The organism is Bradyrhizobium sp. BRP22, from assembly GCF_020194175.1.
GTDB lineage: Bacteria > Pseudomonadota > Alphaproteobacteria > Rhizobiales > Xanthobacteraceae > Bradyrhizobium.
Window position 1 is genome coordinate 154430 of record NZ_JADYVX010000008.1, and the last position, 15382, is coordinate 169811.

Annotated in this window: 12 protein-coding genes and 1 pseudogene; 11 read left to right on the top strand and 2 right to left on the bottom strand. The window is 63.1% G+C overall.

Annotation, left to right across the window (positions count from 1 at the left end; all coding sequences use genetic code 11):
- Nucleotides 1-36 precede the first annotated feature (36 nt).
- The 8 genes from I6F35_RS13545 to I6F35_RS13580 all read left to right on the top strand — a co-directional run bounded on the left by I6F35_RS13545 (nt 37) and on the right by I6F35_RS13580 (nt 8367).
- Nucleotides 37-1203 (top strand): CoA transferase, encoded by a 1167-nt coding sequence (locus I6F35_RS13545; protein WP_225118165.1) that lies wholly within the window; start codon nt 37-39, stop codon nt 1201-1203.
- Nucleotides 1193-1987 carry an enoyl-CoA hydratase-related protein gene (locus I6F35_RS13550; RefSeq protein WP_225118166.1) on the top strand — a complete coding sequence of 265 codons (795 nt, stop codon included), beginning with the start codon at nt 1193-1195 and terminating at the stop codon, nt 1985-1987. The genes I6F35_RS13545 and I6F35_RS13550 overlap by 11 nt, the downstream gene beginning before the upstream one ends.
- 12 nt (nt 1988-1999) lie before the next feature.
- Nucleotides 2000-2935 (top strand): hydroxymethylglutaryl-CoA lyase, encoded by a 936-nt coding sequence (locus tag I6F35_RS13555; RefSeq protein WP_225118167.1) that lies wholly within the window; start codon nt 2000-2002, stop codon nt 2933-2935.
- Between the two features lie 11 nt (nt 2936-2946).
- Nucleotides 2947-4149, top strand: coding sequence for an acyl-CoA dehydrogenase family protein (locus I6F35_RS13560; RefSeq protein WP_225118168.1), 1203 nt, complete (start codon nt 2947-2949; stop codon nt 4147-4149).
- A 10-nt stretch (nt 4150-4159) separates the two neighbouring features.
- Nucleotides 4160-5533, top strand: coding sequence for an MmgE/PrpD family protein (locus tag I6F35_RS13565; RefSeq protein ID WP_225118169.1), 1374 nt, complete (start codon nt 4160-4162; stop codon nt 5531-5533).
- Nucleotides 5530-6354: an aspartate/glutamate racemase family protein gene (locus tag I6F35_RS13570; RefSeq protein WP_225118170.1), complete on the top strand. Its 825-nt coding sequence runs from the start codon at nt 5530-5532 to the stop codon at nt 6352-6354. The genes I6F35_RS13565 and I6F35_RS13570 overlap by 4 nt, the downstream gene beginning before the upstream one ends.
- Complete coding sequence (locus tag I6F35_RS13575; protein ID WP_225118171.1) at nt 6351-7238, top strand: MBL fold metallo-hydrolase; 888 nt, start codon at nt 6351-6353, stop codon at nt 7236-7238. Before I6F35_RS13570 ends, I6F35_RS13575 begins: the two co-directional genes overlap by 4 nt.
- Before the next feature lie 82 nt (nt 7239-7320).
- Nucleotides 7321-8367 carry a LacI family DNA-binding transcriptional regulator gene (locus tag I6F35_RS13580; protein ID WP_225118172.1) on the top strand — a complete coding sequence of 349 codons (1047 nt, stop codon included), beginning with the start codon at nt 7321-7323 and terminating at the stop codon, nt 8365-8367.
- Nucleotides 8368-8671: 304 nt separating this feature from the next.
- Here I6F35_RS13580 and I6F35_RS13585 read toward each other — a convergent pair whose 3' ends face one another.
- Both I6F35_RS13585 and I6F35_RS13590 read right to left on the bottom strand, forming a co-directional pair.
- On the bottom strand, nt 8672-8959 hold the full coding sequence (locus I6F35_RS13585) for a YciI family protein (RefSeq protein WP_225118173.1): 288 nt from the start codon (nt 8957-8959) through the stop codon (nt 8672-8674).
- Nucleotides 8960-9031: 72 nt separating this feature from the next.
- Nucleotides 9032-9348 (bottom strand): annotated as a pseudogene (locus tag I6F35_RS13590) (sugar ABC transporter substrate-binding protein); the annotation flags it as partial.
- Between the two features lie 573 nt (nt 9349-9921).
- Here I6F35_RS13590 and I6F35_RS13595 point away from each other — a divergent pair.
- The 3 genes from I6F35_RS13595 (at nt 9922) to I6F35_RS13605 (ending at nt 15364) form a co-directional block, all read left to right on the top strand.
- The gene (locus tag I6F35_RS13595; RefSeq protein ID WP_225118174.1) at nt 9922-11988 is read left to right on the top strand and encodes a calcium-binding protein; all 2067 of its coding nucleotides are present in this window, start codon (nt 9922-9924) and stop codon (nt 11986-11988) included.
- A 188-nt stretch (nt 11989-12176) separates the two neighbouring features.
- The gene (locus I6F35_RS13600) at nt 12177-13970 is read left to right on the top strand and encodes a type I secretion system permease/ATPase (RefSeq protein WP_225118175.1); all 1794 of its coding nucleotides are present in this window, start codon (nt 12177-12179) and stop codon (nt 13968-13970) included.
- A complete protein-coding gene (locus I6F35_RS13605) occupies nt 13967-15364 on the top strand; it encodes an HlyD family type I secretion periplasmic adaptor subunit (RefSeq protein ID WP_225118176.1) in 1398 nt (465 codons plus the stop codon). The genes I6F35_RS13600 and I6F35_RS13605 overlap by 4 nt, the downstream gene beginning before the upstream one ends.
- Nucleotides 15365-15382 lie beyond the last annotated feature (18 nt).

Sequence of the window (15382 nt, forward strand, 5' to 3'; positions counted from 1 at the left end):
GCGAACGGTGCGCGGCACCCCATCAAGGAGAACCGAATGGCTGAGATCGACAAGCCGCTGAAAGGCATCACCGTCGTGGAGCTCGGTCACAGCGTGGCCGCGCCCTACGCCGGGCTGATCCTGGCTGATCTCGGCGCACGCGTGATCAAGGTCGAGAATCCGAAGAGCGGCGACTATGCGCGCGGCTGGGGACCTCCGTTCTGGAATGAGACGGCGAGCGCCTTTCACTGCCTCAACCGCGGCAAGGAGGACGTGACGGTCGACTTCAGCGATGCGCGTGAATGCCACGAGCTGAAGTCGCTTATTCTTTCGCAGGCCGACGCCGTGATCCAGAATCTGCGGCCGGGCATTCTTAGCAAGTTCGGGCTCACGGCCGAGGCACTGCGTGCCGAGAAGCCTGCGCTGATCTGGTGTGACATCGGGGCGTTCGGCACCAAGGGGCCGCTCGCGAGCAAGCCGGGTTATGATCCGCTCGCGCAGGCCAGCACGGGGATCATGAGTGTCACGGGCGAGGGCGGCCGGCCGCCGGTGCGGGTCGGCGTTTCCCTGATCGACATGGGATCGGGGATGTGGGCCGTGATCGGCCTGCTCGCTTCGCTGGTCGCGCGCAAGAGCGGCGCCGAGGGGCGGATCGTCGCGACGTCGCTCTACGAGACCGGCCTTGCCTGGATGACCGTGCCGCTTGCCGGGTACGCGGCATCCGGCGAAGTCCGCAAGCCCTACGGCTCCGGCACGGCGGAGATCGTACCCTATCAGGCTTTCGAGGCGTCCGATGGCTGGCTGATGATTGCCGCCGGCAACGACAATCTGTTCCGCAAGCTCTGCGGCGCATTGGGACTCCATGCGCTTGCGTCCGATCCCGCCTTCGCCACCAACGCCGCGCGCGTCGTCAACCGCGGGCAGCTCTTGCCGCAGATCGAAGCCGCGGTGCGGCGATATTCGGGCGAGGCGCTCGGCAAGCTGCTTGATGAGGCTGGGGTGCCCAATGCGCCGCTGCTCGGCATTGATGAAGTCGCCAAGCATCCGCAAACCCGCGCGCTCGACATGACGGTGCGATGCGATGACGACGACATCGAGCTGATCGGCATTCCCCTTGCCTTCAACGGGGAGCGTCCCCGGGCGCGCACGCCGGCTCCGGCGCTAGGTCAGCACAATGTCATCCTTCGGACACCCGCCAGAACGGAGACAGTCAATGCGAAGTGATTTCGAGACCATCACGGCCGAACGGCGTGACAATCACATCCTGCTGGTCACCTTGAACCGGCCGGACGCCGCCAATGCGATGAACACTCAGATGGGTCTCGACCTGATGGAGCTATTCGAAGGGCTCACCGTCGATCTCGAAGGACTTCGCGTTGCGATTCTGACCGGGAGCGGCGCGAAGGCGTTTTGCGCCGGCGGCGATCTCAAGCAGCGTAAGGGGATGACGGATGAAGCGTGGCAGGCCCAGCATCTCGTGTTCGAGCGTATGCTGCGCGCGATCCTGGCGTGCCCGATACCCGTCATTGCGGCGGTGAACGGCGCCGCATATGGCGGCGGCTGCGAGATCGCGGCGGCGGCCGATTTCGTCTACGCCGCAAGCAACGCGCGCTTTGCACTGACGGAAGTGACGCTCGGCATCATGCCGGGGGCCGGCGGAACGCAGAATCTGCCGCGAGCCATCGGCGAACGCCGCGCCAAGGAAGTCATCCTCTCCGGCCTGCCGTTCTCGGCCGAGGAGGCGGAGCGCTGGGGCCTGGTCAATCGCGTGCTGCCGCCGGAGGAACTGCTGACCGCAACGCTGGGGATTGCCGAGCGGATTGCCGGCAACGGCCCGATCTCGGTGCGCCAGGCGAAGCAGGCGATCCACCGGGGTCTTCAGATGTCGCTTGCGGACGGTCTTGCTTTCGAGATCGAGGCCTACAACCGCCTGGTTCCGACTGCGGACCGCCGCGAAGGCGTGCTGGCGTTCAACGAGCGCCGCAAGCCAGACTTCCAGGGCAAGTAATGGAGGCGCGAGATGCGTGAGAAAGCTCATGTTCGCGAAGTCGGGCCGAGGGACGGATTGCAGCTCGTGAAGGCGATCCTGCCAGTCGCGCGCAAGCTCGCCTGGTGTCGCGGCATGGTCGAGGCGGGCATCACCGAGATCGAGGTGACGTCGTTCGTGCCGCCGAAGGTGATTCCTCAGTTTGCCGATGCGGACGAGGTGGCCCGCGGCGCGATCGCGATTGCCGGCTGCCGGCCTTCGGTGCTGGTGCCGAATCTGCGCGGTGCGGAGCGCGCGTTCGCGCTGGATCTGGCGCAGGTCAACTATGTGCTGTCGGCAAGCGAGGAGCATAATCTCGCCAATGTCCGTCGCAGCACCGAAGAATCGTTGCAGGATTTCGCGCGCATCGTCGCAGCGCGTGATCGACGCGCCGGCGCGCGCATTGCACTCGGCGCCGGGATTGCCACTGCCTTCGGTTGCACCATCTCCGGATCCGTGTCGGAGGCGCGGGTCGTCGAGGTCGCGGTGCGGCTTGCTGAAATGGGAGCCGATGAGATCATCGTCGCCGACACCGTAGGCTACGGTGATCCGGGTCAGGTCCGCCGGTTGATGAAAGCGGTGATCGCAGCCGTCGGCCGCATTCCCGTCGCGTGCCATTTCCATGACACCCGCGGGCTCGGTCTTGCCAATGTCACCGCCGCGCTTGAAGCCGGCGTTCGCGCCTTCGACGCTTCGCTCGCCGGACTTGGCGGCTGTCCCTTCGCGCCCGGCGCGACCGGCAACATCGACACTGAAGACACCGTGTTCCTGCTGGAGCAACTCGGCTTCGATACCGGCGCCGATATCGAAGCGCTGATTGCATTGCGCGGGGAGCTCGAAAGCTGGCTGCCGGGCGAGCGGTTCTCCGGCGCCATCGCTCGCGCCGGATTGCCGAAGACCTATCGCGCACCTGCCGGGGCTGCCCTCTGAAAGGATACTGCATGAACTATCACGATGCTTCCCACCAAGCCGAGGCAGACGTCACGGTCGTCCTGGGCGAGGATTTTCCAGAGCTGCGCAGCACGGTCCGAAAGATCTGCGAAAGATTCCCCGGCGAATATTGGCGGGCGCTCGATGAGCGCAGCGGCTATCCGGCCGAATTCGTCGCCGCGCTGACCGAGGCCGGCTTCCTTGGCGCCCTCATTCCGGAGGAATATGGCGGCTCCGGCCTGCCGCTGCGCGCGGCGGCGGTGATCCTGGAAGAGATCAATGCCAATGGCTGCACGGCGAGCCCGGCGCATGCGCAGATGTACATCATGGGCACGCTGTTGCGCCACGGCCACGAAAAGCAGAAGCGCACCTATCTTCCGGATATCGCCGCCGGAAAGTTACGGCTGCAAGCCTTTGGCGTGACCGAGCCCAACACCGGCTCCGACACCACCCAGCTCAAGACACGGGCGGAGCGTCAGGGCGACGTCTACGTGATCAACGGCCAGAAGATCTGGACCTCGCGCGCGCTCTATTCCGATCTGATGCTGCTGCTGGCACGCACCACGCCACTCGATCAGGTCAAGCGTCGCCCTGAGGGACTTTCGGTGTTCCTCGTCGATCTGCGCGAGGCCAAGGGCAATGGCGTCGAGATCCGCCCGATCAAGGCCATGGTCAACCACAACACCACCGAAGTCTTTATCGAGAACTTGCGGGTACCGGCGGAGAATTTGATCGGCGAGGAAGGGCAGGGCTTTCGCTATATCCTGGACGGCATGAACGCGGAGCGTATCCTGGTCGCTTCCGAATGTGTCGGCGATGGACGTTGGTTGCTAAACAAGGGTGTCGCCTACGCCAATCAGCGCAGCGTGTTCGGCCGCCCGATCGGACAGAACCAGGGTGTCCAGTTTCCGCTGGCGCGCGCCTATGCCGAGCTGGAGGCGGCCGACATGATGTGCCGGCGCGCCGCGGCCTTGTTTCAGGCCGGACACCCGTGCGGCGCTGATGCCAACATCGCCAAGCTGCTTGCCTCCGAAGCGACGTGGAGGGCGGCCGACACAGCGTTCCAGACCCATGGCGGCTTCGCCTTTGCGCGGGAATACGACGTCGAGCGCAAGTGGCGCGAGGTCAGACTTTACCAGACGGCCCCGATCTCGACCAACATGGTGCTCGCCTATGTGGCGCAGCATGTGCTCGGTCTTCCCCGATCCTATTGAGGAGGCGATCATGCTTGATATCACACGCGAGACTGCAAATTTCGTCGCGGGCCTGCGACCGTGCGACTTGCCCGATCGGTGCAGAGAGGCCGCGCGCACCGGCATCATCGATTGCGTCGGCGTCATGATTGCAGGGGCGGCCGAGCAACCGGTGCGGATCGTCTCGGCCATGCTCGCATCTTCGACGCAGAACGACGGGGCGCCCGAAATTCCTGCGGGCCGCAACCTTGCGGCGCCGGATGCCGCACTCGTCAACGGCGTGGCCGCGCACGTGCTGGACTATGACGACGTGGCGCTTGCCGGCCATCCGAGCGCGGTGCTCGTTCCAGCCATCCTGGCCGAAGGCTGGTCGCTCGATGCAACTGGTGCCGATGCGGTTGCGGCTTATGTCGCGGGTTATGAGCTGTGGGCCCAGCTTGCAGATCTCGAGCCGGGGCACTTGCACGAGCGCGGCTTTCATCCGACCGCGGTGATGGGCGCACTCGCAACCGCCGCGGCTTGCGCCCGCCTTCGTAAGCTCGATCCTGAGAAAACGGCGCATGCCGTCGCCATCGCTGCCTCGCTCGCCTCGGGCCTCGTCGCCAATTTCGGCACAATGACGAAATCCCTCCACGCCGGTCGCACCGCGCAATCCGGCGTGCTTGCCGCGCGTCTGGCGGATCAAGGCTTCACGGCTTCGCTGGACGTGCTCGAGCACCGAACCGGGTTCCTTCGCGCTCATTCCCCGTCCGGCGCTCCAAAAATTGAGGACGGAACGCTCGACATCGGCAAGCATTGGCGACTGGCTGAGCTTGGAATCAACGTCAAACGCTATCCGACCTGCTATGCCACGCATCGCTCGATCGATGCGATGCTCGGCCTGGTCGATCAGCATAGGCTTGATCCCAATGACGTCAGGGAGATTCGGGTTCATACCGGCGTCACGCAAAAGCTGATGTTGCGCAACAGCAATCCGCAGACGGGACTGGAAGCAAAATTCAGCATGGAGTTCGCGATGGCCGCCGCGCTCATCGCACGGCGGGTTGGCCTTGCCGAATTGACCGATGAATTCGTCACGCGACCGGATGTCGGTGCCACCTTTGCGAAGGTACGCTGCACGACGACCGCCGAGACCATGCCGGGCGACCAGCCTTTTGCGCCGTCGGACAAGGTGAGCGTTGTGCTGGCTTCAGGCGAAGTGCTGGAACACGCACCCGTGGTGTATGCCAAGGGCAGCTGGCAAATGCCGCTCACGCGCGAGGAACTGAGGGCCAAGTTCCTGGACTGCACGACGCGCGTGTTCAGCCGCGCCCACGCAGGCGACTTGTTCGAGCAGCTATGGCGCTTGGAAGAGATCGGCTCGTTGCGCTCGCTGCGCCTGACCGGCGATCGGACCGACGCATGATTGTCACAGAATTCGGCGGAGGCTCGAAGCCTCGCATCTGGCATCAGTCGGTCAACGAGCTCGACCATCTGGCGGTCTACAAGCGCGTGCTGGAAGCGCATGCGGCGGAAATCCTCGGCAACGACGCTGAGCTTGTCGTCCATGGTCTTCCCCCCGGAAGCTATGGCGGAGCGTCAGCCACTGCGGTGCTCGGCAATGCATATGCTTATCACCGCATTCTCGGCCGCGTCATCGACAACGCGATCAGGGCCGAACGGGAGGGTTATGAGGCCTTCGTGATTGGCTCGTTCAGCGAGCCGTTCTTGCGTGAGATCCGTTCCGCCGTCGACATCCCTGTCGCCTCGCTGACGGAAAGCGGTCTTCTCGTCGGTTGCTCGCTCGGACGCTACGTGGCGCTGGTGTCGAACGCGCCGGCGGTGCAATGGATGACGAAGGTTGCGGTCGACAAGCACGGGCTCGCTACCCGCGTGCTCGATGTCGTAGCCCTTGATCCGCCGCTGGACGAGCCGGCGCTGGCAGCGGCCTATGCCGATCCTGCGCCTGTGATCGCAAATTTCATCACGGCTTCCGAACGCTTGGTGGCGCGCGGCGCCGACGTGATCATTCCGGCGGAGGGGGTGCTTGCCGAACTTCTCATCCGTCATGGTCTGCGCGAGATCGCCGGCGCACCGGTGATGGACGTGTTCGCAGTGGCCTGGGCTTACGCGCTGATGGAGATTCGGCTGTGGTCGAGAACCGGGCTTCGCGTCGGCCGAAGCTGGCATCACAGGCGCGACGATCCCGCTGCGGTCGCGCGACTCTGGGAGGAGAATGTCCGATGAGCAGGTTTCCCGAGACGCAAGTCGCAGGCGTCTACCATCGCAGACTGGGTGACGTGCTGGTCACTGGCCTGAGCGACGGCTATGTCGATATGGGATACACGATCTTCCGCAACATTCCGGAGAACGAGACCAAGGCTATTCTCGCCCGCGATCACCGTACGTCGCCGCCGCGCATTTCAGTGAATGCTTTTGCGCTGCGAGTGGGCGGACGGACCTACCTGATCGATTGCGGCTCCGCCGATCTGATGGGACCGACCTGCGGTCGCCTGCCTGCCAATCTCGCAGCGGCAGGTATCGAGCCAGCCTCCGTCGGTGGCGTGCTGCTCACCCATGTCCATCCCGACCACTCCAACGGGCTGACCGACGCGGCGACCGGCACGAGACTGTTTCCCAATGCCGAGGTCATCGTGCACGAAAACGAGATCAATCACTGGTTCAATGACGAGGCGATGGCAAAGGCAGCGGAGCGGCCCCGCCGCCGCTACTTTGAAGCTGGCCGGACTCAGCTCAAACCCTATATGGCTGCCGACCGCGTCCGCACCTTCCGTAGCGGCGAGGTGCTGCCGGGCGTCACCGCGATTCCTATCCCCGGTCACACGCCCGGGCACACTGCTTATGTTGTCTCCTCCGGCGGCCGGTCGATGGTGGTGTGGGGCGACACGGTGCATGTGCCTGAGATCCAGGTTGCGCTTCCGCACGTCACCATGGAATTCGATACGGACCCCGAGGCCGCGGCCAAGGCGCGGCAGATGATCTTCGACATGGTGGTGACCGACGACATGCTGATCGGCGGAATGCATTTGCATTTCCCCGGTTTTGGCCATATGCGACGCGAGGGCGGACAGTATACTTTGGTAGCAGAGCAGTGGGCCTTCGAGATCTGATCGGTACGTCCGACGGTTGAGGCCGCGGAATTCACTTCAGCGCCGTATGCGCTAAAGTGAATTCGGACCTCAGGTGGAGACGATGACAAATCGGCAGATGGTGGGCCGTGGAAGTAAGCTGACGATTCGCGACGTGGCGACCGCGGCCGGCGTTTCGACGGGCACGGTTTCGCGTGTCCTGAATGCCAATGCCACGGTTCGTCCCGACGTCCGCCGAAAGGTCCAGCGCGCGATCGACGAACTCGGCTATGCGCCGAACGCGGTGGCGCGCAGCATGCGGATCCGCTCGACGCACACGATCGGCTGCATCCTGCGTGAGATCAATATCCCGCAGCTCGCCGGCTTCGTGAAGGCGGCCCACGACGTGCTCGACGACGAGGGCTTTTCATTGGTCATCTCCAACTCAGAAGGTCGCGAGGAACGCGAGCGGGAGCTGCTCAGCCGGCTGTCAAGCCGGCAGGCCGACGGCGTCATGATGGGCCCCTACACCCCGATCGAGGGAGAGTTCGAAGCCTTTCTGCGCGAGCTCGACATTCCCATCGTATTGATCGATCGCGCTAAACCGCCATGGGCCGATGCGGTAATGGCGGATCACGCAGGCGGCATGCGTGCCGCCGTCGACCATCTGCTCGATCTCGGCCATCGCCGCATTGCACTGATCACGGGTGAGCGTGGGCTATATCCGGCAAGTGAACGTATCCGCGGGTATCGGGAGGCCTATGAGGCGCGCGGACTGGCGCCCGATCCATCTCTGATCCAGGCCGGCAGTTTCCTGCCCGGCGCGGGATTCCGTATCACCTCGGCGATGCTCGGCCAGCGCAATCCACCGACGGCGGTGATTTCCGGCGGCATCGACATGCTATCGGGCGTGCTGCGCGCGGTGCGGGGAAGAGGACTGCGGATTCCTGACGATGTCTCGATCATCGCCTCCGGCCACTCCGAACTTGCGGAGCTTGTCACGCCGCCGATTGCAGTCATCGGATGGGACCAAGGTGAAATCGGCCGGATCGCTGCCGGCATGCTCCTCGATAGAATCCGAAACCACGACGTGCAGGAGGCCCGTCATGTGCTGGTGCCAAGCGAATTCATCCCCCGCGCATCAGTGGGACCGCCGAGGCAGGCGCCCTGAGTTCGTGAAGCAGCCTCGGGTGAATGTGTCCCAGCCGATCACTTCTTTCGCCATCGGCGTGCTGGGCGAGACCGTGGGCGGGCGGTGCCGGGGCTGCATGCTGCGACCATCGGTACGACGAAGCTTGCCGCTGTGCAAATTTTCGAAAGAATGATCTCATCTTTGTGTTCGAGCGTGATCTTTTCGGTGGTGGATCAAGCCCTGTCGGCTGCCCGCAGGTCTCCGAATAGGCCGAGCGGACATTTGCCGTGCCTTCGGTGTCATCCATTGGCCCCGCCATCCGCCCGACCCGCGATTCGCTCGCTCAGCCTTGGCGACGTATAAATCCGGTGATCGAAACTCGCTCCCAAATGCCCGCGGCGGCAAATGGGTCGGCGCGGTTGAAGGCTTCGGCTGCAGCCCGGCTTGGTGCCTCGATGAGGAACAGGCTTCCGATCATGGTCTGGCTATCGTCGGCGACCAACGGGCCGGACATCACGATCTTGACGCCGAAACGCGAGGTGTCCGCGAGGTACGCCTTGTGCGCATCGTAATTGGCAAGCCGGGTCGGAAGCGCATCGGCACGGTCGAGGGCGTGGATCACAAACAACATCGCGGTCTCCGGAAAACTGCAGCACGAAGACGACAGCGGCAGCCGTCTTCGTGTTCGAGCGAATAGAGAGGTTTATTTCCCGCCAAGCTTACCAGCTTCCTCCCAGGTTGGGCAGGTCCGCTGGTCCAGCGGCACGTCGAAGGGTTGATAATTGTCCTTGGTGATGACGGTCGGCTTCAGCACGATTTCGTTGATCACAGCTTATCGCGAAGCGAGCGGATCGCCATCATCGTGCCGAGGCAGCCCTGCGCGAAGCCGTTGTAGTCGCCGCTTGCAAGCAGCTTGCCGGATTTGATGGTATCGATTGCTTCCTTGGTGCCGTTGATGCCGATCACCTGAGCCTTGCGATTGGCGCCATCGAGCGCCTCGATCGCGCCAACCGCCATGGCGCAGGCGGGCATCTGGATGGATGCGACAAAGCAATAGTCGATTTTTGAAGGCGTTCGGGATCTGGCGCTGAGCGATGTTTTCCATGGCAGGTGTTGTTTTTACTCCGCGAGCATAGCCATCGCTTTGCGAAGCGGGAGCTATCGACGCGCTCGATCGGTGGGATTCGTTCGGGCGAGACCTCGATCGAAGCTGCAGTCTCTATAGTGCTTCGCGCCACGGCCACACTCTGAGCTTGTGGAAGACGTCAGCGACTTCCTGGCGGCTGATCGCGGCATCGTGTTTGCGACGATGCTGGAGGCTGACTGCGGCCGTTGAATAGCTCGAGGACATCAGCAACCACGCGTTTTTCAAGATCGATCGTGCGTCAGCTCGGATGATGCCCTCGGCTCAAGCTGAGAGCGACGTTACAGTTTGGTTACAGCAATCCGCGTCTCGCATTACAGATGAAGCCATATCGCCCCGAACTCTCCGAAAAGAAAGCATACCAATGCATGAGGGCATCGGTTCAGGCACCATCAGGAATCTCGTCTGCCTGCAACGCCGAGGCCCAGATTTGAAAGGGAGAATGCGTCATGTCTGATCTCACGGGAACCAACGGCGACGATATCCTGACCGGCACCGATGGGCCGGATCATATCTTCGGCCTTGCCGGCAACGACACGATCAACGGCAACGGGGGCAACGATACGCTGTCAGGCGATGACGGCGATGACACGCTCAGCGGCGGTGATGGTGACGATCACATCCTGGGCGGCGCGGGCAACGACGCCATCACCGGCGGCAACGGCAACGATCTTCTCGAAGGTGGCTCGGGAAACGACCACATCAGCACCGGGGCTGGCAATGACGTCGTGTTCGCCGGTGACGGCATCGATACGATCGATCAGATGGCCGGTCATGACGTCGTCCATGCAGGTGCGGGCGACGATCTGATCTCGTGGAACGACAAGGTCGGCGATGTCGCGTTCGGCGATGAGGGTAACGACCGGATCATCGGTTCCGACACGGCGGCCGACGAGAGCCACGGCGGTGACGGCAATGACTTCATTCAGGCTTTTACGACCGACGCCGCGCACGCGACCGCAGGAGATAAGATCTTCGGTGATGCGGGCAATGACACTCTGATTGGCGGCGACGCCAACGACCACATCGAGGGCGGTACCGGCAATGACGTCATCAACGGAAACGGCGGCAATGATGTCCTCGATGGCGGCGACGGCGACGATCATATCAGCACCGGTGCCGGCAACGATATGGTGTTTGGCGGCGATGGCAACGACACTATCGACCAGATGGCGGGCCATGATGTCGTTCATGCCGGCGATGGGAACGACGTGATCTCCTGGAATGATGCCGTCGGTGATACCGTCTATGGCGACGGCGGCAACGACAGGATCATCGGTTCCGATACGGCGTCCGACGAAAGTCATGGCGGCGACGGCGACGATTTCATTCAGGCCTTCACCACCGATGCCGCGCATGCGACTGCAGGCGACAGGATGTTCGGTGATGGCGGCGATGACACGCTGGTCGGCGGCGATGCCGCGGACCACATCGAAGGCGGTACCGGAAACGATACCATCAGCGGTGGCGGCGGCAACGACTACCTCGACGGCGGGTCTGGAAACGACCACATCAGCACCGGAGCCGGCAACGACCTGGTTTACGGCGGCGACGGCAACGATACCATCGACCAGATGGCCGGCCATGACGTCGTTCACGCCGGTGCCGGCGACGACGTGATCTCCTGGAATGATGGTGTTGGCGACACCGTCTTTGGTGACCAAGGTGACGACAGGATCATCGGTTCCGACACCGCGTCAGACGAAAGTCATGGCGGCGACGGCAACGACTTCATCCAGGCTTTCACGACGAGCGCCGAGAACGCCACGGGCGGCGACAAGATGTTCGGAGATGCCGGCGACGATACCCTGGTGGGCGGCAACGGCAACGATCGTATCGAAGGCGGCACGGGCAACGACACCATCGTCGGCAACGGCGGCAACGACCTTCTCGACGGTGGCGACGGAGACGATCACATCAGCGGCGGTGATGGCAACGACCAGATCTTCGGCGGCGCCGGCAACGATGTCATCGACAAGATGGCGGGCCATGATTTCGTCGATGCGGGTGATGGCGACGACATCATCCAGTGGAACGATACTACCGGTGACCTGGTTCATGGCGGCAATGGCAGCGATAGGATCATCGGTGGTGACATGGCCGCTGACGAGATCTATGGGGATGCCGGCAACGACTTCATCCAGGCTTTCACGACCAGCGCGGCGAACGCAACGGTCGGCGACAAGTTGTTCGGCGGCGACGGCAACGATACCATCATCGGTGGCAATGGTGCGGACCGCATCGATGGCGGAGTCGGCAACGACACCCTCACCGGCAACGGCGGGGCCGATATCTTCACCTTCCAGGCGTCGCAAGGTGGGCATGACGCGATCACGGACTTCAACGTCAACAGCGATACGATCAATCTCTCCGGCTTTGGCTCCAATTTTGATCCGATGGCCCACCTGCACGACACTGCCGGCGGAGCCGTACTCGATCTCGGCGCCGCCGGACAGGTGACGTTCGAGGGCGTCCACGCCGCCGATCTCAATCAACACGATTTCGTCCTGGGCTAAGTCCCCTCAGGATTGTCTGTCCTCAGCGAACACAACAGCGCTTCTACGGATACGGTCGTCCTCCTCTTGGGGAGGACGACCGTATCGGAGGATTTTGAAGTCGTGCTGCGCCTGTCAGATACGGCAGGGGCGACGAGATCCGGATTTCACGACCAGGACATCAGGATTGAAAGTTGGGGGCGTCGCATATGAAGCCGATGTCGAAGCTCGCGGCGGTCGATCCGCATGGGGAAAGCAAGACAATCCTCAGCCAGGCCATCGGCTGTTGCAAGATCCAGTTCCTGGTGGTGGGCCTGTTCAGTGGCGTGGTCAACCTGCTGCAGCTCACCATCCCGATCTACATGATGCAGATTTTCGACGGCGTACTGACGACGCAAAACGTCGATACGCTGCTCTACTTGTCGCTGATCGCGGGCATGTCCATCCTGTTGCTGGCTATTCTGGAAATCTCGCGCAATCAGACCCTGCAGCGCGTTGCAATCTGGGTCGAGCAGAGGGCCGCCCCGGAGGGCTTTGCGAGAGCGATCGAGAGCGTGCTCTCCGGTCATTCCTATCGTATGGAGGCGCTGCGCGATCTCGCCATCTGCCGCGGTTATCTCGGCTCGCCTGCTTTGCTCGCCCTCTACGATCTTCCCTGGGTGGTGATTTTTCTCGCCGTGATCTTCGCCCTGCATCCGGTGCTGGGTTGCATTGCGACGGCCGGAGCGATCGTCCTTTTCATTCTCACCTTGCTGAACGAGTTGACCACCTCGCGCCTGATGGAGGAAGCAAATGTTGCGGCGGCCAATTCGCAACGTCGAGCCGACAGTATCGCGCGCAATGCAGAGGTGATCGACAGCATGGGCATGTTGCCGGCGGTAATGCGCCGCTGGCAGGAGGCGGTGGCCGAAATGCTGCCGCCGCAGCGAGGCGCGGCGCAGCGAGCCTCCGTTCTGCTGGCCATGGCCAAGTTCGCGCGCCTGGGTGTGCAGATCGCCGTGCTTGGCGCGGGCGGCTATCTGGTGCTGCAGCATGAGCTGACATCGGGCGTAGCCGTCGCTGGCTCCATCATCATGGGCCGGGCGCTTGCGCCAGTGGAAATGCTGATCGGCGGCTGGAAGCAGCTGGTCCAGGCCCGGCAGGCCTTCTTTCGCTTGCAGCACTTTCTTCGCCAGCCTCGTCTTCGTCCATGCGGACGGCCATTGCCGACCCCGGTCGGCCGGCTGTCGGTGGAGCGTGTCTCGTACGGCTTACCGGGTTCGACGGTCCCGATCGTCAAAGGCGTGCAGTTCGCGCTGGCTCCCGGTGACAGTCTTGCCATCATCGGCCCCTCGGCAGCCGGCAAGACCACGCTGATCAAGATGCTGATCGGAACGCTTGCGCCAAGCGCCGGCACCGTCCGTCTCGATGGCGCCGACGTCCATCGCTGGATGCGTGAGGATTTCGGCCGCTACGTCGGCTACCTGCCGCAATCGGTCGAGCTGTTCGAGGGTTCAGTATTCCGCAACATCGCGCGGATGGCAGAGGCCTCGCCCGAGCAGGTTTACCAGGCCGCCAAGCTTGCGGGCTGTCACGACATGATCTTGCGGCTGCCGCGCGGCTACGAGACCGAGATCGGCGAGAACGGGCAGTATCTGTCGGGCGGACAGCGGCAACTGATCGGCCTGGCGCGTGCCCTGTTCTGCAATCCGAAGTTCGTGGTGCTGGATGAACCCAACAGCAATCTCGACGGCGATTCCGAGGCCAATCTTGCCGATACGTTAGGAAAGCTCAAGGCGCGCGGCGCCACGGTGGTCCTGGTCTCGCACCGTCCGCGCTTGGTGCAGCATGTCGATCTGGTCTTGCTGATGAGAGATGGCGCGGTCGAAATGTTTGGACCGCGGGCTGAGATCCTGAACCGCGTCGTCGCCCCGACCCCCGACAACCGGCCGACATTGACGGAACCACGCATCACCACAGTGCCAGCAACCGCCCGGCGCGAACAGAACCGCGTTGCATCATGACCCAAGCTCTCACGTCTCCGTCCCAACGAGCCCTCGTCACTGATGGCGGCGACTGGTCGATCGCGTCGCGCGCGCCACCATCGATCGAGGCGCCTCATCCGTCGACACGCGGCGCGATCCTGCTCGGATTGATCGCCATGGCAGTCTTCATCGGCGGCTTCAGCGTCTGGTCCGTCTCCGCACCGTTGGCGGAAGCGGCGATCGCGAATGGTTTGATCGAGGTCGAGGGGCAGCGTCGCGTCATTGCCAACCAGGAGGGCGGATCGGTCCAGGAACTCCTGGTGCGCGACGGCGATCATGTGCGGGCCGGTCAGGTGCTGATGCGGCTGAATGATGTGCAGGCAAGCGCGGCGGCCGAGACGGCGCGAGCCCAGCGCTGGGCGTTGCTCGCGAAATTGGCCCGACTGGACGCCGAGACGGCCGCAAGCAGCGATATAAGCTTTCCCGATGATCTGCTGGCGGCGGCTGGTGGGCAAGGCTTCGACGCCCTGCGCGCTGCCGATGCGGTCAGCGGCCAGCGCGCCCTGTTCGAGGCGCGCACGATCAGCTTGAAAAGCCAGCTTGCCGTGCTGCTGGATCGGGTCGATCAGCAACTCGGCGTGATCGAATCGGCGGAACAGCAACAGCGCGCCACGCGGCAACAGCTCGAATTGATACGGTATGAGGCCGAGATCAAGCAGGGATTGTTGACAAAGGGCCTGGCGACGTTGTCCGCTGTGCTGGCCTTGCAGCGGAGCCAAGCCGGATTGGAAGGGACGCTGGGTGACCTGAGCGGGCAGATCCAACGCGCGAGGGCCGCGATCGCGGAGGCTCGCTCATCCATGAAGCAGATTCAAGATCAGCGGCTACAGGATGTCTCGAACGACACACGCGAAGCCCGTAACAGGCTGAACGAGGTAGAGGACAAATTGCGCGCCGCGCAGGATGTCGCCGTGCGCCGCGATGTAGTGGCGCCAGAGGACGGAACAGTCCTTGGCATGCGGGTGTTCAACGTCGGCGCCGTGGTCAAGCCTGGCGATACGGTTATGGAACTGGTGCCATCGCGCGATCGGCTGGTGGCCAACGTGAAACTTTCGCCCGACGACATCGATGTGGTGTATCCTGGCCTTGAAGCACAGGTGCGTCTTCCTGCGTTCAAGCAGCGCCTCGTGCCCTTCGTTGCGGGCCGCGTCACCTTCGTCGCCTCCGACGTCACGGCCGATGAGCAGACGAAAAGCAACTACTATAAAGTGCAGATTCTGATCGATCGAGACCAGCTTGCTCATCTTCCCAATGTCCAGCTCACGCCGGGGATGCCGGTGGAGGCAATGGTTCAGCTTGGGGAGCGAAGTTTCTTCCGCTACATCACTCAGCCGATTCGGGACAGCTTTCACCGTGCCTTTCACGAGCAATGAGCGCGTGATCTGCGCTAT